The organism is Flammeovirga sp. OC4 (genome assembly GCF_000812565.1).
Lineage (GTDB): Bacteria > Bacteroidota > Bacteroidia > Cytophagales > Flammeovirgaceae > Flammeovirga.
In genome coordinates this window covers 164,082-186,256 of record NZ_JTAM01000002.1, presented here as the reverse complement: position 1 = coordinate 186,256, position 22,175 = coordinate 164,082, and the positions used below count along the sequence as shown (strand labels likewise).

Genomic DNA, 22,175 nt, shown 5'->3' with positions numbered 1-22,175 from the left:
TGAAAAAATATTTTATATGAATCAGGTGGAGTAATCTTATCAATTTTCGTTACTGAAATACTCTTCAACCTTTAGTATTACATGTTTTATGCCAAACAGTCTGTTCACACTAATTGAAGGAGCAATTGTTTGGATTAATGTATAAAAACGTTAGGCATAGTAGTTTACACACTAGCAAATATAAGGTTTTGTATCTATTTATAACTCTTTTTAGGAGATATTTTTTTAAGAAAATTTTAAACTTTTTAATTTTCACCTAATACTTTCTTCATTCCTTTTTCAAACAAAATTGGCTGATAATCAAGCACATTGTAAGCTTTTTGATTAGTAAAACCCGTCTTTAAAGGGCGTCTACCATGTTCTTTAAAGGTTGAAGCATTCACAGGTGAAATCAAAGAAGTTGTTAAACCGAGATATTCTGCTACTTGTATCGCAATGGCATAAGGTGTTAGGTAATCTTTTCCTGAAATATGAAATATCCCTTCCTCATTTTTCTCTGCAATAAGGATACACCCTTTAGCCAAATCTCCGACGTATGTTGGAGTTCTATATTGATCATTTACTACTTTTATGGCCTCTCCATTACATAACTTATTTTTAACCCAAAGCATAATGTTAGATCGGCTCATATCTTTTACTTGCCCATAAACTAAACAAGTCCGAACAATAGCTACCTTTACCTCTTTTTCTTTTAAAAGAAAGTCCTCCGACATCATTTTTGTTATCCCGTAGTAGTTAGGAGGGTTTCTTTGATCATCTTCCTCATACAATCCTTTTTCTCCATCAAAAACAAAATCCGTTGATAGATAAATGAATTGCTCTAATTTATTTTCTTTTCCAATTTCTAATAAAATCTGAGTGGCTGTTACATTTTGGCGAATGGCCTCTTCATGATCATCTTCACAATGCTCTACTTTCGAAATTGCTGCACAATGAAAAATGATTGAAGGTTTTAATTTTTGCATCACACTTCTTACACTATTCTCATCGGCAACATCCATAGAGAAATACTGATAGCCTTCTTCTTTTAGCCGATCGTCTCCTCTACCTGTAGCTACCACGTCAAAATTATCCTGTTTCACTAATTGAAGAGTAAGATGCTGACCCAATAATCCATTTGCTCCGGTGATCAGAACTGTTTTTCTCATTTTTGTATAAATTTTAGTAGAATTTGCACTAATTACGTAAACTAATTTGAAAGAACGAATGTTATTAGAGAGGCAATTAGCTAATTAATGATAGGATTGCTATTTTTGTGTATCAAATCTTTTTACTTTCATATGATTAAGTTTTCAACACAAAGTGATACTGAAGTTCAAGAGCTGGAGGAAACCCTGGTTGATTCTGAACTTAACCGAGAGTTAGTCGTTTTTAACGACGATGTAAATACATTTGATACTGTGATTGATGCGTTGGTTCAAGTTTGTAATCATACTACACATCAAGCAGAACAGTGTACTTGGATTATACATTACAATGGAAAATGTGCCGTTAAGAATGGTACTTTTGATGAACTAACACCTATGCGAACTGCATTGTGTGACAGAGGAATTTCTTGCGAAATTTTATAATTTTTACATATCAATACTTTTAGCCGTGTCCAACCTACCTTCAAAATCTTTAGAAAAAGCCGTTGAAGAAATTTCAAAACTACCCGGCATTGGTAAAAAGACTGCTTTAAGGATGGCTCTATTCATTTTGAAAGAAGATGAGCTATTTGCGAAAGACCTTGCAACATCCATAGCTTCATTAAAACTGAATGTAAAGTATTGTAAAAAATGCCACAATATTTCTGATGATGACCTTTGTAACGTATGTTCAAACCCATCAAGAGATTTTTCTACATTATGTATTGTAGAAAATATGTCTGATGTTTTGGCAATCGAATCAACAGGTGCTTATAAAGGAGTTTATCATGTCCTAAATGGCGTCATTTCACCATTACAAGGTATTACACCGATGGATCTTACCATTGAACATCTCATTGAGCGTGTTCATTCAGAAGATATAAATGAGGTAATATTCGCCTTAAATGCAAGTCTGGATGGAGATACGACTGCTTTTTTTATAAGACAACAACTAGAAAATATTCCTTCTTTAAAAGTAACAAATATTGCAAGAGGTATACCGGTTGGTGGTGCTCTTGAGTTTGCTGATGAGTTAACGCTCGGAAGGTCTATTTCTGAAAGAACCTCCCTTTAGGTAAAGTTCTTTCCAAAGAAAAAGCTGGATATATTTTAAAATATATCCAGCTTTTTTTTATGCTTCTTAAAAAGGTTTTACACCTTTCTTAATTCCTTTTTTGCCTTCTTCTGTTTACTTTTCAATACTCTTGCTGAGATGTAAATACTTATTTCATATAAAATCACAATTGGCCCAGCAATCAAAATTTGAGTGATCGGATCCGGAGGAGTAATGATAGCTGAAACAATCAAAATGATAACAATAGCATGTCTTCTATAATCTTTCATACTATCTGGAGTAACCAAATCAGATTTTGATAAAAAGAAAACCACCATTGGTAATTGGAACATCACTCCGCCCGAAAGGACAATCATTGACAAAGTAGAGATGTATGAAGAAATATCAAACTCATTGAGTACACTCTCATCAATCTGGTAATTGGACAAGAAGTTGATGGCCAACGGAGAAACTACATAATACCCAAATAATACTCCCGTGATAAATAAAAGACTCACAAAAAAAGTAGCACCCGTGGTTGCTGTTTGTTCGTTTTGGTATAAACCTGGCTTAACAAATCGCCAAACTTCCCAGAAAGTATAAGGAAATGCGAAAATCAACCCAATCACGATGGACGACATAATGTGCATGGCAAATTGCCCTGTCATAGTTCTACTCTGAATAGTAAAAGGTAAGCTTTTTATACACAAAGCTTCTGTATCCAGATAATGTGAAAGTTCACAAAGCCATGTATATGTTGGAAAGTCTAAGCGTGAAGGTCCTAATATAATGACGTTAAAAACAAAAGATTTTGCTATAAATGCGATTACTGAGAAAATAAAAATTGAAGCTACTCCTCTCAACACGTGCCATCTTAGTTCTTCTAAATGATCTAAGAATGACATTTCCTGCTGTTCGTTATTATCTGCCATTCGTTTGTATGAGTTCTTATTTAATTTCGGCACCAAAGTTCGACATTTTGTGCGAAATGGCATAATAATTAAAAGAACTAAATAAGAATACTTGTAAATACTAATGCATTCTGAGTAATTTCGTATATTCAATTAATAATATCCGGAGGGAATTTTTATGTTATCCAATCGTCTTAAATATCTTTTTTTAAACTTAGTCTCCATTTTTGTCCTATTTAGTCCCACTGTATTTGGACAAAGTGAATCCTACAAACAATATAGTTTTGACAGAAAGGTAGTGATTGTCATTGACCCGGGTCATGGTGGTACTGACGTTGGTAAACCTCGAAGTAAAAGTTATTACAAGCATGAATCTGACCTTAATTTAGATATTGCCTTCAGGTTAGGTGGATATTTAGAAGAAAGGGTAAATAATGTTGTTGTAAAGTATACTCGTAAAACGGACCGTACGGTTTCTTTAGAAGAAAGAGTAAATTATGCGAATAGTGTAAAAGCGGATTATTTTATAAGTATACATTGCAATAGTCTTGCTCATAAAAGTTACCATGGAACTCAAGTACATATTCAAAGCAAGAAATTTCCAACCTCATATGGCTGGGCCAGACAAATTGATCAAGATTTTGTAAGAGCAGGACGAAAAAGTAGAGGAATAAAGGATAGAAACGATAGAGGACATAATCTTCAAGTAATTCAATACACCGAAATGCCTGGTGTATTAGTGGAATGTGGTTTTATGAGTAATGCTAAAGAAGAAGCTTACTTGAACTCTGGAAAAGGACAAACTTATATTGCTTCTGCTCTTTTTAGAGCCATTCGCGATTTTGAAAACAAAAGACCTAGGCCTGCAAAAGACAATCGATACCCTTATTATAGAGTGCAAATTGGATCTACTACGAACCCAACAGCTGATTTAAAATCTAAGAAAATTAGAAATTTAAAAATGAAAGTTGACCCTCATAAAGATGGTCAGCACTATGCTCTTTTGGTTGGAAGAGAATATGAGAAAAAAGTAGCCGATAAATTAGCAAAAACAATTCAAAAGAAAGGGTTTAAAGATGCTTATGTAAGAAGGTTTGATGCACCAAAACCTAAAACAATTCCTGTAACACCTAAAAAAGAGGTTGTACCAGAAGTAAAAGAAGCAAAAATAGTAGTCGTGAAGAATGATACACCAAAAGACTCAATTACGACTAACAAGGAAAGTGAAAAATTAGCTAAACTCCATTTTTATAGAATTCAGATTATGTCAAGCGTAGATGACGTAAACCTGAATAAAAGGGAGTTTAAATCCTTAGGCTACCCTGTTTTTCTTTTCTATGATGATGAATCAAAAAATGCTTACAAATATCAGGTCCTTGTAGGAAAAACCTATTCAAAAGAAGAAGCACAGAAGATCTTAACTTCCGTAAGACAAAAAGGGTTTCCTGATGCTTTCATAGTTACTGTATTAGAAAACCAAGCAAGGAAACCCCACAAACAATTGTTGCCATAGCATATTTTAATTCAAATATCAGCTTCAAGCACATGTTCTTTTTCAATGAGTGCCAACATCGTTTCATCGAGTAATTGGTCTAAATCTTTTTCGTTTTTAAGCATTTGCTTCAACACATCCAATATAGCATCATCATGTACTTGATCTGCATACATCAAAATATTTTGATATCCCGTAAGGTCGTTAGAATGAAGTTGTCTAATAGTAGATAAAATAGCAATATCAGTAATATTATGATTAGAGGTATTACCTAAAATCATATTCATCTCTTTGATCATACCCAAACTACATTCACAAATATCTCCCACTTGGTTTTCATGTAGATCAGTAAATAACTCATCTAAAAAGTCTATATGTTTTTGAGCACTTTTCTCACATATTGCTAAAATTCTTTTTAAACCTACTGATTTCACTCTCACACTCAATTCATGATACACCTCAACTTGCTGTGTTTCAGAATCATATCGATCTTTCATTTGATGGATAAATAAGTCTCTTAAATCTTCAAATTGTTTCATAATGATTCAGTTTTATTAGGATTGACAATTTATTTTAAACACAATCTCAGCATCTATCACACTATAAGTGTAATTCACACACCTAAAATAACAGCATCAAAATTCACTTTCAATGACAAAAATCACTAGAAATAATTTCCTTATCATCATGAGATAATCAAACTAAATCCTATATTTGTTATACAAAAGAAATGAAATGAAATGAAGCAAAAAAGAGCAGATTCTAAGAAACTGCTCTTTTTTTATATGCCTACTTTATTACACGTTTATTCACTCTGTACTAACGCACTAGAATAACTTCATACCCTCATAAACGCTTGATTGATTGAGGTGTTTAATTTGACCTCTAAAATTTAATTCAATGTTTTCAGTCTGTGCTCTTACCTTTACATTCGCAAAGTTTCCTTCGCCATCCATTGTAAAATTCATACTAGCAGACATAATTGGTCCTTGCACATTAAATTTTACATTTACTCTACCATTTTCTAGTTTTTCAACCTCATATCCTGAGATTCTACCTTCCATAGTAATACCTCCTACACCATTGAGGCCTACTACTCCATCAAAACCTAATTGGAAAATAGCAACATCTCCAGCTATTTTAACAAAGTTGATATTACTATTTACGTTTTCAATATTACCATATCGATCATACACTTGAATCGCTTCCAAAACAAAACTTGAGCTATCAATGCCATAAACCGCTTGTTCATGAGCAATCATCTCCATTTGTTTTGCTAACATTTTTCTTTGCTCTCTTTCCTTCTTTTTCTCTAATCTTTTTTGAGCTCTTATCTCCTGTTTAGTTAATGGCTGCTCTTCAAATGCTGCATCTTGAGCAAATAAGTTAGAGCTAATCATAAAAGAAATTGAAACGATTAATATTTTTATTAAGTTCTTCATAGTATTTTCAGCGTTATAGTTTTTCAAATCATTTTATATTCAATTGAACGATTGAATAGTTTTTTGAGTTGATTCAATTCAAGCATATTAACATTTCAAGCATGAAAGAAATAGGTATCCTATCCGATACACATAGTTATATTGATGATCATATATTAAAAAATTTAGAAGGTTGCGATGAAATTTGGCATGCAGGTGATATAGGAGATATACATGTTATGCAACAACTTCAGAGCATAGCCCCTACTAAAGCTGTTTATGGAAATATTGATGACGGAGCCATCAGAGCTGAATATCCTGAAGAAGCTCTTTTTGAAATAGACGGCGTAAAAGTTTACATCATACATATTGGTGGATACCCCCCAAAATATACCGCTAAGCTCAAAAAACGATTAAGTGAGGTAAAACCTGATCTGTTTGTATGTGGTCATTCTCACATTTTAAAAGTAATCCCCGATCCAGAAAGGAAATTACTACATATCAATCCTGGAGCAGCAGGAAGACATGGTTTTCATAGAATGAGGACACTTATTCGACTAAGAATAGAGGATGGGAAACCAAAAGATTTAAAAGTTGTTGAGTTAGGACTCAGAGCAAAAATATAGATTATCAGTCACTTAACTTAAAACAATGACAACAATCAACATTTATCTACATCTACATCACCTCTGTATGTGTTTAAAATACGCTTAATTTGTTATTGAAAGTTATGAGATGAGATAATGCTAGCAAACTGAAAATATTTTTATAATAAAAATCAGTTTCTAAAGCGTGACACAGATAGGCATCGGGCGGTTTAAGTGCTCGATGCCTATTTTTTTACTATTATCCTTTCAAATAGACCACAAAATACCCATTCAATTGTATTTACTTTGCATCATTCATTAATAACTCCTCTTATAGAGGAAATACCAATACTATAATTATCAATCAAACAATCTTTATAAATGAACAAATCATCAAAGCTACTAGAAGTTGTTTTCGTAATGTTTCGTCTTGGGTGTATTGCCTTTGGTGGACCTGCTGCACATATTGCCATGTTAGAAAAAGAAATTGTTGAAAAAAGGAGATGGATGAGTAGTGAGCACTTCCTAGATCTAATAGGAGCTACAAATCTAATCCCTGGTCCAAACTCAACGGAAATGACCATGCATGTGGGACATGAAAGAGCTGGTTTTTTAGGGTTAGTTTTTGGAGGAATTGCTTTCATTTTCCCTGCTGTGATCATTACTGGGGTTTTGGGGTGGTTTTATACTGAATATGGAGAACTTCCCAATGTAGCTCCTTTTATTGTTGGTATTAAACCTGCCGTATTAGCGATCATCATGAGTGCAATCTTAAAATTAGGGAAGAAGGCTTTGAAAGGTGTTGAAATCGGAATTTTAGGAATGATTACTTTCGTAGCTTCATTTTTAGGAGTCAATGAAATCGTAGCTTTATTAGGTACAGGTTTAATGGGTATCCTCTATTTTAATGTTAAGCATAAGGAAAGTACAGACAAAAAAGCCTTTTTACCTTTATTACTCACTTCAAGTCCAATAAAAGGGATTGTAGGTCTATCTACTTCATCAATTTTTTTAACCTTCTTAAAAGTAGGTGCGGTATTGTATGGTAGTGGATATGTACTTTTTGCCTATTTAGATGCTGAATTGGTCGGTAATGGTTGGCTTTCAAGACAAGAATTAATGGATGCAATTGCAATTGGACAATTCACTCCTGGCCCAGTCCTTTCAACTGCAACTTTTGTAGGGTTTCAATTAGGCGGGGTAAGTGGAGCTATTATGGCTACTTTGGGTATTTTTCTCCCTTCTTTTATTCTTGTTTTAATTTTAAATCCATTTATCTCAAAATTAAGAAACTCAAAACAAGTGGGATATTTCTTAGATGCTGTAAATATTGCATCAGTTGCTATAATGGTGAAAGTACTTTTTGAAATGACCATTACCTCTTTACAGGATTGGCAAAGTATTACTATTGCAATCTTAAGTATTGTGATCACTTTCAAATTTAAAAAGATCAACAGTATGTGGATCATCTTAGGAGGTAGTATACTTGGTTATCTGTTGTCATTTATTTAAGTCTGTCGTTGCCTTTTCTAATAATTATCAGAGTCAATGGATTTTATTCGTTGGCTTTTTGATTTTTGTTGCTAATTTCGTTTTGTAAAGTTCTTTAATCAACCATTTTTTAACCTCCAGTAGAAGATCATGTGCGGAATTACAGGTTTATTTGCCTTCAATGAAATTGGACGAATGCAAGCAATTCATATGCATAAAGCAACAGAAGTTATTGCCCATAGAGGTCCTAATGCATCTGATGTTTATAGTAGTCATTTTGTTCATTTGGGGCATAGACGCCTTTCTATTATTGACTTATCAGAAGGTGCTAATCAACCTATGCATGATGATTCTGGTCGTTATACTATTGTCTTCAATGGTGAAATTTATAATTACCAGGAGATAAAAGAGCGATTAAAAAATAAAGGCGTTAATTTCAAAACAAGCTCTGACACTGAAGTTTTACTTTATGCTTATATCCATTACGGAAAGGACTGCGTGAATCAATTTCATGGTTTCTTTGGATTTGCAATCTATGACAATGAAGAAAATAGTCTTTTCATAGCGAGAGATAGAATGGGTATTAAACCATTATTATACGCTGTTGATGAAGATAAAGTAGTTTTTGGTAGTGAAATGATCTCACTATTACAATTTGGAATCGAGAAAGAAGTTGATCCTACTTCAATTTTCCAATTACTTCAGCTCACCTACATTCCAACTCCTGATTCCATTTTTAAGAATATCAAGAAATTACCTCAAGGACATTATATGTTCATCAAAGGAAAAGAGGTAATTGTAGAGCCTTATTATCAACTCAAAGAACAATGCTCAACACCGTTGGAGCTTACTTATGAAGAGGCTCAAAAAGAACTTTTGAATGTAATGGAAGCATCTATTCAAGAGAGAATGATTTCAGACGTTCCTTTGGGTGCTTTCTTGAGCGGTGGAATTGATTCTTCTGCAGTAGTAGCCATGGCTTCAAAACATACTGAACAACTCCAGACTTTTTCTATTGGTTATAAGGATGAACCGCTTTTTGATGAGACCCACTATGCCGAGTTGGTCGCAAAAAAATACAATACAGATCATACAGCTTTCAAATTAACTCCAGATGATTTCTACAATCATTTATTTGGTATGTTGGACAGTTATGCTGAACCTTTCGCAGATGCCTCAGCATTAGCCGTGAACATTCTCTGCCGAGAGACCAAAAAGAAAGTAACAGTAGCCTTATCCGGTGATGGTGCTGATGAAATGTTTGCAGGGTATAATAAGCATCTTGGGGAATGGAAATCAAGATATCAGGGTACAATTGCTAAAGTAATTAAAGCAGGTCTTCCCATATTGAAACAACTCCCTCAAAGTAGGAATTCGGCTTTAGGAAATAAAATAAGACAAGCCATTAAATTTGGAGATGGATTAATGCTTTCACCTCAAGAAAGATATTGGTTTCAATGCTGTTGGAGAGATACTGACACTACGAGAAGTATTCTTTCACAAAGTTTTAAAAGCCAAATTGATGAACACTCATTCGCAGAAAGAAAGGGGCATTTAACACAATACATTGATGGAAATGGTATCAATGATGTTCTGTTCTCTGACCTCAATGGTTTACTCGTAAATGATATGCTTCATAAAGTAGACTCTATGAGTATGCTTAATAGTCTTGAAGTCCGTGTTCCATTTTTAGACCATAGAGTGGTGGAATTTGCAATGAGATTACCTTCGGAATACAAAATTCATGGTAACATGAAAAAGAGAATTCTGCAAGATGCATTTAGGACTTTACTCCCAGAAGAATTATATAAACGTCCCAAACATGGGTTCGAAGTACCATTGATGAATGGCTATAAAACAGCACTTAGGAGTTGGGTTAATGAGATGTTAGACAAGGACTTTGTGGAAAGTCAAGGTATCTTTGACGTTAACTATACCGAAAGTTTAAAAAATACAATCTTCAATTCTTCCAATTATGATCAAAATCAAGTGTGGTCAATTTTGGTATTGCAGAATTGGTGGAAAAAATATAATCCTTCGTTAAATAAAGCTTAAAAATATATTTTTATCAAAAAAATTACTTTAATTCGGATAAATTAATGATATTAAGTAATCTACCTCAATGAGGTATTTTACGAGTGTTTAAACACTTTATTAATTTTTTTATCTATCTAGGATTTATCCTATTGAAAGTTACCAACTACAAATTTTTTAGAAGGTGCGCATAAGAATAATCTTCAATCTCCGTAACAAGGGTGCTATTTTACCCTTCCACCACCAAAAACTTGTTCAGAATATGCTAAAGATAGCATGTGCTGATAATAACTTATTTGATAATGCCAATTTTACTTTTTCTGGACTTAAAGGGCAGACTAAAGTTGGCCGAGAAGGATTACATTATTTTTCAAAAAAAGCGACCATCGTATTAACCAGCCCAAACAAAGAATTCGTTGATAGTATCGTAAATGGGTTATTCAGAGAGTCTCACATTCTCTTAGGTAATTTAATGTTACAAGCTGACAGTGTTGAGGTAGAAGAAGTTCCTCAATTCAGTGAGTCAATGAAATACCTATGCATTTCTCCCATTGTACCTTTTCACGATATTCAAGGGTTAAACAATAAGATGTTTGTCAATCCAATAAGTGATGACTTTTCAGACATGTTGTATGATTCTACAATGTTTAGAATGGAAAGTTCAGGTTTGTATACGCAAGAGCAAATCGCTTCTTTTTTCAGATTCCAAGTGATTCCTGATCAAGATTATTTGGCCAGAATTAATCGAATGGACAAGAAGTTTGCCCGAATCTACTCTGTTATTAAAAATGGAGAAATCAAGGAAGCAAGAGGATATACTTTACCATTTGAGATACTCGCAGCTCCAGAAGTGCAGGAATTTATTTACCATAATGGTTTTGGTGAATTAACTGCTCATGGATTTGGTATGTTAGATATCCCATATTTTAATCCAGAAAAGAAACCCTACATCGTAGACGAAGAAAATTCTCAGTAATTTAATTCTCTACTCCCAATTATTAATTCATAATAAATGGAGTAGGTGTAAAGCATAAAATAAAAACAATCAAGGTGATGATTCCGACAATCTTTCGTTTGGTATCAACACCTTTATTATATAAGGCCGGCGGATGATGTAATCCGATAAACCTTGACAAGATTAATCCAAAAAATAGCCAACCTGTATATCCCATGGCAGTAGGGATAAAAGTAACAGTAATAAATTGTGCAGTGAAAATCCCCATTGCATAAAGAGCAATCGTTACTTTATCTTTGAATAACTTCATGGAAACAAAGTACAAGTAGAGAAGATATAACGGTGCATAACTCAAAAGGTACTCATGATTATCATTGGCTGAAAATAAACCTAACCCTCCCCAATATAAAAAGGCTGCAAATGTGAAAGGTAATAACTGTCTAAATCGCTTATAACCTATAATACTGTACAATGCATGTCCTCCATCGAGTTGCCCAAAAGGAAGTAAATTCAAAGCAGTGAAAAAACAAGCCAAGAAGCCCGCAAATAAATAAGGATAATGCATCATTTCATGCGGATTAGGCACTAATGATGGATCTGAAGCGACATAATGCTTGAAAAATTCAAATAATAAATTGGTTCCCAGCATAAAATCCTCACCTTCTTCTAACTCATCATAAACATATTCTGCATAATTAGCTCCGTATTCCTCATAGTTGGGGTGAATCTGATAAATATAGTCTGCAGGAGGAAGATGAGTAAAACCATAAAACAAAATGATCAAAGCTGCTACAAAGCCTGCTAATGGACCTGAAACTCCTACATCAAAAAATGCATTTCTTGTTTTGATCATGCTCTTTATTTTGATAAAAGCACCAAATGACCCTATTGACGGACCTAAACTAAAAAACCATACAGGAAGATAATAAGGTAAGGTAACTTTAAGCTTATGGTATTTAGCTGTAAAGTAATGTCCGAATTCATGTACTGTCAATATTCCAAGAAATGAAACTGAATAAGAAAGAGCGCCCAACCACTCTTCAGGAGTAATAGGTGAAAAAAGAATGGATTTACCATATAACCACTCCAAACCCGCAAATGTGGTTGCCATTAAAGTAACTACAAATAGTAAAAGGTGTTTCCACCATACCATTCCTACTTTTTCTTCCTTTGGAGTAGGTTCAAATTGGGGTTGTTCTATATCTTGCTTCGGCTCTTTATTTTCTTCCATATTTTTATTCCATCAATAAGTCTTGCAAGTTAACTTTGTAGCTTGGATCATACAACAAAAAAAGAGAATGATAGAAAAGAAGCACCTTCATGAAGAATTTACCGTACCAAAAGCAGGAAAACAGGTACGCTTGGATCATTTTCTTTCTTTAAACTTACCCAATAAGAGTAGAAATATCATTCAGAAGAAAATAAAAACTGAAATGGTCACTGTCAATGATAAAAAGTCAAAAGCAAGTTACCTTGTAAAACCTGATGACGTCATACGATGGTATGAGCCTTTCAATAAGCTTACTGAACTGCTAGAGTATGATTACCCCTTAGAAGTACTCCATGAAGACAGTGAGTGTATTGTAATCAATAAACCTGCACTAATGCCGATGCACCCTGGACTAGGGAATTATGGCAATACTGTTCAAAACGCATTAAAGACGTATTATAGAAAAACGAATCAGAAAGAGGTACTCTTAAAAGACTGTATTGTCCAACGTTTGGATAAAGATACAAGTGGAGTATTGGTTTTAGCGAAAACTGAGAAGGCCAGACATTTTTTAAGTCAGCAGTTTAAGAAAATGAAACCCTTCAGAATTTATAATGCCTTAGTATGGGGAAATATAAAAGAAGATCAAGGAACAATACATCAACATATCGGGAGACACCCAGAAAATGAAAGAAGCATTGAGGTTTCAGAAGATAAGTCTTTTGGTAAAGAGGCTATAACGCATTACAAGGTACTACAGCGTTATTCGAAGTTCACTTTGGTAGAATGTAGGTTAGAAACTGGTAGAACGCATCAGATTAGAGTACACATGCAATTTATGGGACACCCCTTAGTTGGAGATGTGCGCTATGAGGTACCTTATTTAGTATTGGATAGAAAAATTCAAAATGAGATAGGACGTCATTGCCTTCACGCTAAAACATTACATTTTATCTCGCCCATCGATCAAAACACAGTTCTTGCGTTTGATTCTGATTTATCAAATGATATAAAAGAGCTTTTAATGTAAAGACATAAAAAAAGACAAGTCCATAACGAACTTGTCTTTCCCTTGAATTGGTTGGCGGAACAGACGGGACTCGAACCCGCGACCCCCTGCGTGACAGGCAGGTATTCTAACCAACTGAACTACTGCTCCAGTCATCGATTTTTGAAAGTCTTGATGAAGACTTGTTGGCGGAACAGACGGGACTCGAACCCGCGACCCCCTGCGTGACAGGCAGGTATTCTAACCAACTGAACTACTGCTCCTGGTCGCTTTTTAAGAGGCGTTTTTCTTAAAAGCGATGCAAATATGCACCCTTGATTTGGATAATCCAAACTATAGCGGGTATTAAAATTGTAATTTTATCTTAACAAAATCATAATACTCTGATTTACAACAATAAGATAAATCACAAAATCATATCAAAAAGTTGAACATATCTTGATTTTCGTTGAGAAGCTCAAATTTATAACCTCCTTGAGTCATTCGTTCTGTCAAACTATCGAAGTCTGAAGGGTACTTTACTTCAATCCCAACAATAGCTGGAGCCTTCTCTCTGTTCACTTTTTTCGTGTATTCAAAGTGAACAATATCGTCATTTGGACCTAAAACTTCAGCCAAGAATTCTCTTAAAGCACCTGCTCTCTGAGGGAATCTCACCATGAAATAATGTTTATATCCTTCATATAAAAGAGAACGTTCCTTGATCTCTTCCATACGACCGATATCATTATTAGACCCACTCACTACACACACCACTCTCTTTCCTTTTATTTCATCTTTGATAGCATCCAAAGCTGAAATCGATAAAGCACCTGCAGGCTCTACTACAATAGCATCCTCGTTGTATAGACGCAAAATAGTCGAACATACTTTTCCTTCAGGTACTAAAATAACATCTTCTAAAAACTGCTTCGCGATTTTAAAAGTATTATCACCTACTCTTTGTACAGCAGCACCATCCACAAATTTCTCAATTTTAGGTAATGTTACCACTTCATCTTTGTCAATAGACACCTTCATGGCTGGAGCACCTTCAGGTTCTACTCCTATCAGCTTTGTACTAGGGCTGATTTGCTTGAAATAGCTTCCAACACCAGATGACAATCCACCACCACCAATTGGCATTACAAGGTAATCTATATCGTCCTTAGCGTCTTCTAAGATCTCCAGTCCTACTGTACCTTGACCTTCTATTACTTTAGGATCATCAAAAGGATGGATAAATACTCGTCCTTCTTCCTCACAACGTTGCATTGCTGCAGCATACGCATCATCGAAAGTATCTCCAGTCAGTACTACTTCCACCATATCTTTCCCCCACATTCTCACCTGACTTACTTTTTGGTTTGGTGTTGGAGCTGGCATATAAATCACACCATGAATACCTAGCACTTTACAAGAATAAGCGACACCTTGAGCATGATTGCCTGCACTAGCACACACAATACCTTTCTTCTGCTCATCAATGGATAAAGATGAGATCTTATTGTAAGCACCTCTCAATTTATAAGAGCGTACAATCTGAAGATCTTCTCTCTTCAACCAAATATCAGCCTGATATCTTTCAGACAAGTTCATATTTCTCATTAAAGGTGTTCTCGTAACAACATCCTTTAATTTTCTATGTGCTTTTACGATAGATTCTACACTTGGTAAACCTACCAATTCTTCTGTTTCTGCCATGATATTTCCCTTTGATAAGGGCGGAAGTTTTTTTGTAAAATAGAATTAAGTATTTAAAAACGCCTTGTACTTATCTATTTAAAAAGTAAAAAGGGACAGCCGAAACCATCCCTTTAAATGTATCTATAGATAGAGGAATTTTAGAACTTCTTGAGCTTCTTTCAAAGGAAATTCTTCACGTAGTACTACGCTCTCAACTACTCCTTCAAAATCCGTCTCTGCCATAATATTAATTATTTGTAGTTCTCTTATTTTGGAAGGTTATTTAACCTTACACTGTTACTTCCTCTTGATCATATTCTGCAAGTAAGCTACTGATCTCCTGACGTTCTTTTGATAAAGAAATACGTCCAGAGCGACCAAACTGCATTAAACCATAAGGTTTTAGCTCTTCATACAAAGCGTGTGTTTCTTCTTCATGACCTGTTTTTTCAATCACTAGGAAGTCAGCTTTTGCGGCTAATATTCTTGCATGATTCTTTCTTACGATCTCCTCGACCATATCTGAATCTTTTAGGTTATCAACTGCTACTTTATATAAAGCTACTTCTTGATAGATTGTTTCGCTGTCTTCATAAAGGAAACAACGCACCACATCAATTTGCTTCTCAATTTGCTTTGCTACCTTTTCCGCTGATTCTTTACAATCTGAATAGAATACAATCGTAAAACGGTGAACGTGCTCAATCTCCGAAGCTGAAGTAGTTAAGCTTTCAATATTGATTTTTCTTCTTGTGAAGATGATGGAGATACGGTTCGTTAAGCCTACTACGTTCTCTGTAAAAATGGATAATGTGAATCTTTGCTTTTCCATAATCTTAATTTTTTACTTCAAACGAACTTCTGAAACTGCAGCACCTGTTTGGATCATTGGGAAAACGTTTGATTCTTTTTCCACAACTACTTCCAAGAAACATGGTCCTTCAGCGTTTAACCATTCGTCCATTTTATCACTTAAAGATTCTCTTGTCTCTGCTTTGTCAGCTTTGATATAGTATGATTCAGCTAACTTCACAAAATCTGGATTTACCATTTCAGTGAATGAGTAACGACTATCGAAGAATAATTCTTGCCATTGACGTACCATTCCAAGGAAACTATTGTTAAGTACTAGAATCTTTACAGGGATTTTATATTGGAATATTGTCCCTAATTCTTGTACTGTCATTTGGTAACCGCCATCTCCAGAAATAGAAACGACTGTTCTATCAGGTGCTCCCATTGCTGCTCCTAATGCAGCAGGTAATGCGAATCCCATAGTTCCCAAACCACCAGAACTTACAATACTATCTGTACGTTTGAATTCATAATAGCGAGAGGCTTCCATTTGATGTTGTCCAACATCAGTAACGACTACCGCCTCACCTTTTGTTTTATCAGAAAGCATTTTGATTACCTCAGACATCTTCACTTTTTCAGTAGAAGAACCTAATGCATAATCTTTAACTTCTTTCTGTTCGATTTCATCACAAGCATGGAATTCAGCTAACCATTCTTCATGTTTTGCTTCTTTCAACTTAGGAGTAATTCTTTCTAAAGCCGCTTTTGCATCTGAAATGACAGCTACATCAGTTTTGACATTTTTATCGATCTCTGATGGATCAATTTCAATATGAATTACTTTCGCCTGCTTTGCATATCTTTTTAAATCACCTGTAACACGGTCATCAAAACGCATACCTACAGCAATCAAAAGATCACACTCATTTGTTTTGATATTCGGCCCATAGTTACCATGCATTCCTAAATAACCAACATATAGTGGGTGATCATGAGGAACAGCTGACAAACCTAATAGCGTTGATGCCATTGGAATTCCTGCTTTTTCAGCGAAAGCGAGTAACTCATTTTCGGCTTTAGAAAGCATTACACCATGACCTACCAAGATATATGGTTTTTTCGCCTTGTTGATTAAATCAGCTGCCGCTTCAATTGATTCCTCAGAAGCAACTGGCACTGGCTTGTAACTACGTACTTTTGTACAAGGTTTATATTCAAAGTCAACCTCTTCAAATTGAGCATCCTTTGTAATATCAATCAATACAGGACCTGGACGACCGCTTTTTGCAATGTAGAAAGCTTTTGCAATCGCTTCAGGAATTTCAGATGCTTTTGTTACTTGGTAGTTCCACTTCGTAACTGGAGTAGAGATACCTACAACATCTGTCTCTTGGAATGCATCAGTTCCTAACAAATGAGAAGCTACTTGACCAGTGATTGCTACCATTGGAGTAGAATCGATCATTGCATCTGCAAGACCTGTAATCAAGTTTGTCGCTCCTGGACCAGAAGTTGCAACACAGACACCCACTTTATGATTGACTCGAGAATATCCTTGTGCAGCATGAGCAGCACCCTGCTCGTGGCGTACAAGAATGTGGTTTAACTTGTCCTCATAATGATAGAGCTTATCATACACAGGCATAATCGCTCCACCTGGGTACCCAAAGAGTGTATCAACTCCTTCCTCTACAAGTGCCATTAACACTGCCTCTGCTCCTGTAACTCTTTGTGGTTTTTGACCTACTGTCTTTGCTTCTTTGGCCATTTCTTTTGTCGCTGTACTCATATTGAAACAATTTTGTACTTCTCTAATTACTGATTAAAATTCATCAGTAACACATCCCTCAGATGCTGAAGAAACTGTTTTTATATATTTATATAAGATTCCTTTCTTAAACTTAGGCTCTGGTGCAACCCATGCCTTTCTTCTTTCTGCCAATTCCTCGTCAGAAACTGCTACTTCGATTTTGTTACTAACGGCATCAATTGTGATGATATCACCATCTTCTACTAATGCTAAGTTACCACCAACCGCTGCTTCAGGTGTGATATGTCCTACTACGAAACCGTGAGTACCACCTGAGAAACGTCCGTCAGTAATCAAGGCTACGTCTTTACCAAGACCTGCACCCATAATTGCTGAAGTTGGCTTTAACATCTCCGGCATACCAGGACCACCTTTTGGACCTTCGTAACGGATCACAACTACTTCACCTTTACTCACTTCTCCGTTAGAAATACCTTCAATCACAGCAAACTCATCGTTGAATACTTTTGCAGGACCTACGAATTTCTCACCTTCTTTACCCGTAATCTTCGCTACAGAACCTTCTGTTGCTAAGTTTCCGTAAAGGATTTGTAAGTGACCAGTTGATTTGATTGGATTGTCTTGAGGTCTCATCAAGTCTTGATCGCTACCTAGTGGATCAACATCTGCCAAGTTTTCAGCAATTGTTTTACCAGTAACAGTCATACAAGAACCGTCTAATAAGCCCCAGTTCAATAATGTTTTCATTACTGCAGGGATACCACCTACTGCAAATACATCTTCCATCAAGTATTTACCTGAAGGTTTCAAGTCTGCGAAGAATGGTACTTTATCAGAAACTCTTTGAATATCATCTAATGTCAACTCAACGTCTGCTGCTTTCGCGATAGCCAACATGTGCAATGTAGCGTTTGTTGATCCACCTAAAGCCATAATTACAGCCAATGCATTTTCAAAAGATGCTTTTGTTAAGATATCTGATGGTTTTAAGTCAAGCTCTAAAAGGTTACGAATAGCAGGACCTAAGTTCTGGCACTCGTCTTTTTTGTTTTGACTTACTGCAGGGTTTGATGAAGAGTAAGGTAAACTCATACCCATTGCCTCGATCGCTGAAGCCATTGTGTTAGCAGTATACATACCACCACAAGCACCAGCACCAGGAATAGCATTTTTGATTACACCTTTGTAGTCTTCTTCTGAAATTGTACCGGCGATTTTTTCACCTAATGCTTCAAAAGCAGATACAATGTTCAATTTTTTCTTTTTCCAGCATCCTGAAGCAATAGTACCACCATACAACATGATTGTTGGACGATCGATACGACACATTGCCATCATGGCACCTGGCATATTTTTATCACAACCTACTACAGTAATTAAACCATCGTAGAATTGTCCGTTTGTTACAGTTTCTACTGAATCAGCAATGATATCTCTTGAAGGAAGAGAGTAACGCATACCAATAGTACCGTTAGTGATACCATCACTTACTCCAATCGTATTGAAAATCAAGCCCACCATGTCTGACTTTTGAACACCGACCTTGACTTCAGCAGCCAAGCCGTTCAAGTGCATGTTACATGTGTTCCCCTCATATCCAGTACTAGCAATACCGATTTGAGGCTTGTTCATATCCTCCTCTGTTAAGCCGATACCGTATAACATGGCCTGAGCTGCAGGCTGTGTATCGTCTTGAGTAATTGTGCGGCTATGCTTGTTTAACATCTCTGCCATAATCTTTTAATATCTATTAGTTTGTCTGATTAGTACATTAAATGATGGAGTAGTTATCGTACTCACTTTGAGTTACGAACTGTCTGTATTTCTCAAACACTTCACAACCAATTGTATCTTCCCAGTTCTTTTTCATTGGCTGACGATCAATACTGCTAATCCCTGTAATTTGGGCTGCAGTACCAGTGAAGAACGCTCCATCGATATCTTTTAAATCTTCCGGTTTAAATTGTCCTTCTACTACTTCAACGCCTAAGCTTTTAGCAATTCCGAAAACCACATTTCTTGTAATTCCTGGATAGATGTGTCCTTTTTGAGAAGTATAAAGTTTACCTCCTTTTTCAAAGAAGAAGTTGGCTCCTGTTCCCTCTGCTACATATCCTTCTACATCTAATAATAAAGCATCATCAAAACCTCTGTCTTTTGCTTCTGCAATAGATACTATACTATTAATATAGTGTCCAGAAATTTTTGCCTCCACATTAAATGAATAAGGACTAGGACGTGTATATTTTGATATTGTAATATCTAATAAGTCTTTTCCTAAGAATTTATCCCATCTCCAAGCCGCAATAAATAAGTTATGCGTTTTAGTAGGTGTTAAATCCATATTGGCACTTGCATATACTAATGGTCTAACATATGCATCAGTGAAACCGTTTTCTTCAAGTAGTTGATAAGTAATCCCCACCAGTTCATCTACACTGTAAGGTAAGTCGAGGTGCATTGTTTTTGCGGCCTCTAAAAAACGTGTGTAGTGTTCTTTTGCTTTAAAAATATGCGGTCCTAATGCTGTATCATAAGCCCTTACAGCATCAAAAACACCATTACCATAGTGCAATGACTGAGAAAATAAATCAGCCTTTGCCTCTTCAGCTTTCACGAATTCTCCATTATGGAAAATCACTGTATCTTTGTCATAATATTTCAACATGGCAGAAGACTTTATTGGTTACCTAACTACTTAAATGAATGACTTGAATGTTTGAGCAATAAAAAAACCACTGTCAGAATTTATTAGTCTTGACAATGGCCGTTCTTTATTATGATTTATGCAATATAAGATCCTGCCATTATCTTCCTTTGAGAAGGACGACAATAGTATTAATAATAATAAGGACGATATTTTGCGTTTTCTTCAACATTTTCGATCATTGTTTACATCAAATATAAAGACCTTACCTTTTATTTTGCAAATATATATACGAATGAAGGGTTAGTTTTTATAAATAATTACGAAGTCTAAACTGTTTTTTTCTTTAATTTCATAGTTGAAACATTGATTTTAATAAATTAAAGCTATGTTATAAATATCATTCCTAATCATTTTTCATATCTATTATATTTGTGAAAAATGCACTAAAGTGTTGTCATATGATTCAAAAAGTAGGTAGTATTTTTAGAAATAAAATTTTCCCAAGTCTAGTCTGGAAAAAGGAGGCTACTACCTCTCCTATATTATATCTAACATTTGATGACGGTCCTATACCTGAAATCACCCCTTGGGTGTTAGATGAGCTCAAAAAATATAATGCAAAAGCAACATTCTTCTGTGTTGGGGATAATATCCGCAAACACCCAGAAGTATATCAGCAAGTACTAGAACACGGTCACAAAGTTGGTAATCACACCTTCAATCACTTACAGTATTGGAAAAAAAGTCTACCCAATTACCTACAAAATGTAAAGGAATGCGATACTATCATGAAAAGTAATCCACTATACAATGTTGAATCAGGAAAACCTCTCTTTAGACCTCCTCATGGTCAAGTAGGAAAAAAAATGATGCAACAACTTCTAGTTGATTATGAAATTATCATGTGGCATGTGCTGACGAGAGACTACAATAAGAATTATAAAAAAGAAAGTTGTTTAAAAGCAGCTATTAAAAATACGGAGAATGGGTCTATCATCGTTTTCCATGATAGTATTAAAGCAGAAAAGAATTTAAAGTACGTTTTGCCCCGATATTTACAATATTTTTCAAATAAAGGTTATGAATTTCATACACTTTGAATAAAGTAGTGACTTTTTTTAAATGTGTATGAATTAAAACTATATTTGTAGACAAACAAAATTTAGAAAGAGATATTCATGGGAAAAATAATCGCTGTAGCCAATCAAAAAGGTGGTGTTGGTAAAACAACAACTGCAGTCAACCTTGCCGCAAGTTTTGCAGCAATGGAATATAATACTCTTTTGGTAGATGCCGATCCACAAGCAAACTCAACTTCAGGACTGAATCTTGACCCCAAAGAAGAGAGAAAAAGTATCTATAACTGCATGGTGGAAGACATCAATGTTAGTGATATTATTATAAATTCAGAATATGATTATTTAGACATCATCCCTTCCCATATTGATTTGGTAGGTGCTGAAATCGAAATGATCGATATTGAAGATAGAGAAACAAGAATGTTGAAAGCATTAGAGAAAATCAAAGACTCTTATGACTTCATCATTATTGATTGTTCCCCTTCATTAGGTTTAATTACGGTCAATGCACTAACTGCTGCTGACTCTGTAATTGTACCTGTACAATGTGAGTTTTATGCTCTTGAAGGTTTGGATAAATTATTAAATACTGTCAAATTAATTCAATCAAGATTAAATCCGAATCTTTTAATTGAGGGTATTTTGATGACAATGTACGATACGCGTTTACGTTTATCGAACCAAGTGGTTGAAGAAGTGAAAAAACACTTAAACGACCTGGTATTTGATGTTATTATTCCAAGAAATATTAAATTAAGTGAAGCTCCAAGTTTTGGTGTTCCTGTTATTGCTCATGATGCCGTTAGCAAAGGGGCCGTTTGTTATTTGAACTTGGCGCAAGAAATACTCACAAAAAATAATATACCCGTTAAAGCCTAACCTAAAATTAGGTACAATAAATTTTTATAACCTTTGATATTG

Annotated in this window: 21 protein-coding genes and 2 tRNA genes; 10 read left to right on the top strand and 13 right to left on the bottom strand. The window is 35.1% G+C overall.

All coding sequences use genetic code 11. From position 1 onward, the window contains the following. Positions 1-245 precede the first annotated feature (245 nt). On the bottom strand, positions 246-1,148 hold the full coding sequence (locus PL77_RS02420) for an SDR family oxidoreductase (protein ID WP_044201291.1): 903 nt from the start codon (positions 1,146-1,148) through the stop codon (positions 246-248). A gap of 132 nt (positions 1,149-1,280) precedes the next feature. On the opposite strand from PL77_RS02420, the gene PL77_RS02415 reads away from it, so the two are divergent. Continuing rightward, positions 1,281-1,571: an ATP-dependent Clp protease adaptor ClpS gene (locus PL77_RS02415; RefSeq protein WP_044201289.1), complete on the top strand. Its 291-nt coding sequence runs from the start codon at positions 1,281-1,283 to the stop codon at positions 1,569-1,571. Positions 1,572-1,574: 3 nt separating this feature from the next. Here PL77_RS02415 and PL77_RS32450 read toward each other — a convergent pair whose 3' ends face one another. Continuing rightward, positions 1,575-1,697 carry a hypothetical protein gene (locus PL77_RS32450; RefSeq protein ID WP_256380324.1) on the bottom strand — a complete coding sequence of 41 codons (123 nt, stop codon included), beginning with the start codon at positions 1,695-1,697 and terminating at the stop codon, positions 1,575-1,577. Here PL77_RS32450 and recR point away from each other — a divergent pair. Then, positions 1,642-2,202 (top strand): recombination mediator RecR, encoded by a 561-nt coding sequence (gene recR / locus PL77_RS02410; RefSeq protein WP_253273957.1) that lies wholly within the window; start codon positions 1,642-1,644, stop codon positions 2,200-2,202. The two genes, PL77_RS32450 and recR, sit on opposite strands and share 56 nt — an antisense overlap. Positions 2,203-2,279: 77 nt before the next feature. On the opposite strand, the gene tatC is transcribed toward recR, so the two are convergent. Then, positions 2,280-3,113 (bottom strand): twin-arginine translocase subunit TatC, encoded by an 834-nt coding sequence (tatC, locus tag PL77_RS02405; RefSeq protein WP_044201285.1) that lies wholly within the window; start codon positions 3,111-3,113, stop codon positions 2,280-2,282. Positions 3,114-3,390: 277 nt separating this feature from the next. Between tatC and PL77_RS30130 the strand changes: the two genes are divergently transcribed. Next, complete coding sequence (locus PL77_RS30130) at positions 3,391-4,605, top strand: N-acetylmuramoyl-L-alanine amidase (RefSeq protein ID WP_172665790.1); 1,215 nt, start codon at positions 3,391-3,393, stop codon at positions 4,603-4,605. 11 nt (positions 4,606-4,616) lie between these two features. Here the strand turns inward: PL77_RS30130 and PL77_RS02395 are convergent, their stop codons facing one another. Next, positions 4,617-5,123, bottom strand: coding sequence for a ferritin-like domain-containing protein (locus PL77_RS02395; RefSeq protein ID WP_044201283.1), 507 nt, complete (start codon positions 5,121-5,123; stop codon positions 4,617-4,619). A 288-nt stretch (positions 5,124-5,411) separates the two neighbouring features. Beyond that, on the bottom strand, positions 5,412-6,026 hold the full coding sequence (locus PL77_RS02390) for a DUF4251 domain-containing protein (protein WP_082026362.1): 615 nt from the start codon (positions 6,024-6,026) through the stop codon (positions 5,412-5,414). Between the two features lie 101 nt (positions 6,027-6,127). On the opposite strand from PL77_RS02390, the gene PL77_RS02385 reads away from it, so the two are divergent. The 4 genes from PL77_RS02385 (at position 6,128) to cas6 (ending at position 11,093) form a co-directional block, all read left to right on the top strand. After that, positions 6,128-6,631: a metallophosphoesterase gene (locus PL77_RS02385; protein WP_044201279.1), complete on the top strand. Its 504-nt coding sequence runs from the start codon at positions 6,128-6,130 to the stop codon at positions 6,629-6,631. Between the two features lie 342 nt (positions 6,632-6,973). Then, on the top strand, positions 6,974-8,104 hold the full coding sequence (gene chrA, locus PL77_RS02380) for a chromate efflux transporter (RefSeq protein ID WP_044201277.1): 1,131 nt from the start codon (positions 6,974-6,976) through the stop codon (positions 8,102-8,104). Positions 8,105-8,233: 129 nt separating this feature from the next. After that, a complete protein-coding gene (gene asnB / locus PL77_RS02375) occupies positions 8,234-10,138 on the top strand; it encodes an asparagine synthase (glutamine-hydrolyzing) (RefSeq protein WP_044201275.1) in 1,905 nt (634 codons plus the stop codon). 241 nt (positions 10,139-10,379) lie between these two features. Beyond that, positions 10,380-11,093: a CRISPR-associated endoribonuclease Cas6 gene (gene cas6, locus PL77_RS02370; protein ID WP_052444106.1), complete on the top strand. Its 714-nt coding sequence runs from the start codon at positions 10,380-10,382 to the stop codon at positions 11,091-11,093. 22 nt (positions 11,094-11,115) lie between these two features. On the opposite strand, the gene PL77_RS02365 is transcribed toward cas6, so the two are convergent. Next, positions 11,116-12,303 carry a site-2 protease family protein gene (locus tag PL77_RS02365; RefSeq protein WP_253273954.1) on the bottom strand — a complete coding sequence of 396 codons (1,188 nt, stop codon included), beginning with the start codon at positions 12,301-12,303 and terminating at the stop codon, positions 11,116-11,118. 67 nt (positions 12,304-12,370) lie between these two features. Here PL77_RS02365 and PL77_RS02360 point away from each other — a divergent pair, with 67 nt between their 5' ends. Then, complete coding sequence (locus PL77_RS02360) at positions 12,371-13,312, top strand: RluA family pseudouridine synthase (RefSeq protein WP_156152219.1); 942 nt, start codon at positions 12,371-12,373, stop codon at positions 13,310-13,312. 52 nt (positions 13,313-13,364) lie between these two features. Here PL77_RS02360 and PL77_RS02355 read toward each other — a convergent pair. The 7 genes from PL77_RS02355 to PL77_RS02325 form a co-directional block, all read right to left on the bottom strand. Continuing rightward, positions 13,365-13,441, bottom strand: a tRNA-Asp gene (locus tag PL77_RS02355). A gap of 36 nt (positions 13,442-13,477) precedes the next feature. Then, a tRNA-Asp gene (locus PL77_RS02350) sits at positions 13,478-13,554 on the bottom strand. A 151-nt stretch (positions 13,555-13,705) separates the two neighbouring features. After that, the gene (gene ilvA, locus PL77_RS02345; protein ID WP_044201272.1) at positions 13,706-14,974 is read right to left on the bottom strand and encodes a threonine ammonia-lyase; all 1,269 of its coding nucleotides are present in this window, start codon (positions 14,972-14,974) and stop codon (positions 13,706-13,708) included. A 271-nt stretch (positions 14,975-15,245) separates the two neighbouring features. After that, complete coding sequence (gene ilvN, locus PL77_RS02340; protein WP_044201270.1) at positions 15,246-15,788, bottom strand: acetolactate synthase small subunit; 543 nt, start codon at positions 15,786-15,788, stop codon at positions 15,246-15,248. 12 nt (positions 15,789-15,800) lie between these two features. Then, a complete protein-coding gene (gene ilvB, locus PL77_RS02335) occupies positions 15,801-17,543 on the bottom strand; it encodes a biosynthetic-type acetolactate synthase large subunit (RefSeq protein ID WP_216595871.1) in 1,743 nt (580 codons plus the stop codon). 33 nt (positions 17,544-17,576) lie between these two features. Further along, positions 17,577-19,259, bottom strand: coding sequence for a dihydroxy-acid dehydratase (gene ilvD, locus PL77_RS02330; protein ID WP_082026361.1), 1,683 nt, complete (start codon positions 19,257-19,259; stop codon positions 17,577-17,579). Between the two features lie 37 nt (positions 19,260-19,296). Beyond that, complete coding sequence (locus PL77_RS02325; protein WP_044201268.1) at positions 19,297-20,193, bottom strand: branched-chain amino acid transaminase; 897 nt, start codon at positions 20,191-20,193, stop codon at positions 19,297-19,299. Positions 20,194-20,633: 440 nt separating this feature from the next. On the opposite strand from PL77_RS02325, the gene PL77_RS02320 reads away from it, so the two are divergent. Together PL77_RS02320 and PL77_RS02315 are read left to right on the top strand one after the other, a co-directional pair. Continuing rightward, complete coding sequence (locus tag PL77_RS02320; RefSeq protein WP_044201267.1) at positions 20,634-21,275, top strand: polysaccharide deacetylase family protein; 642 nt, start codon at positions 20,634-20,636, stop codon at positions 21,273-21,275. Between the two features lie 78 nt (positions 21,276-21,353). Then, entirely contained in the window at positions 21,354-22,133 is a 780-nt protein-coding gene (locus PL77_RS02315) for a ParA family protein (RefSeq protein ID WP_044201265.1), read from the top strand. The last annotated feature ends 42 nt before the right edge of the window (positions 22,134-22,175 follow it).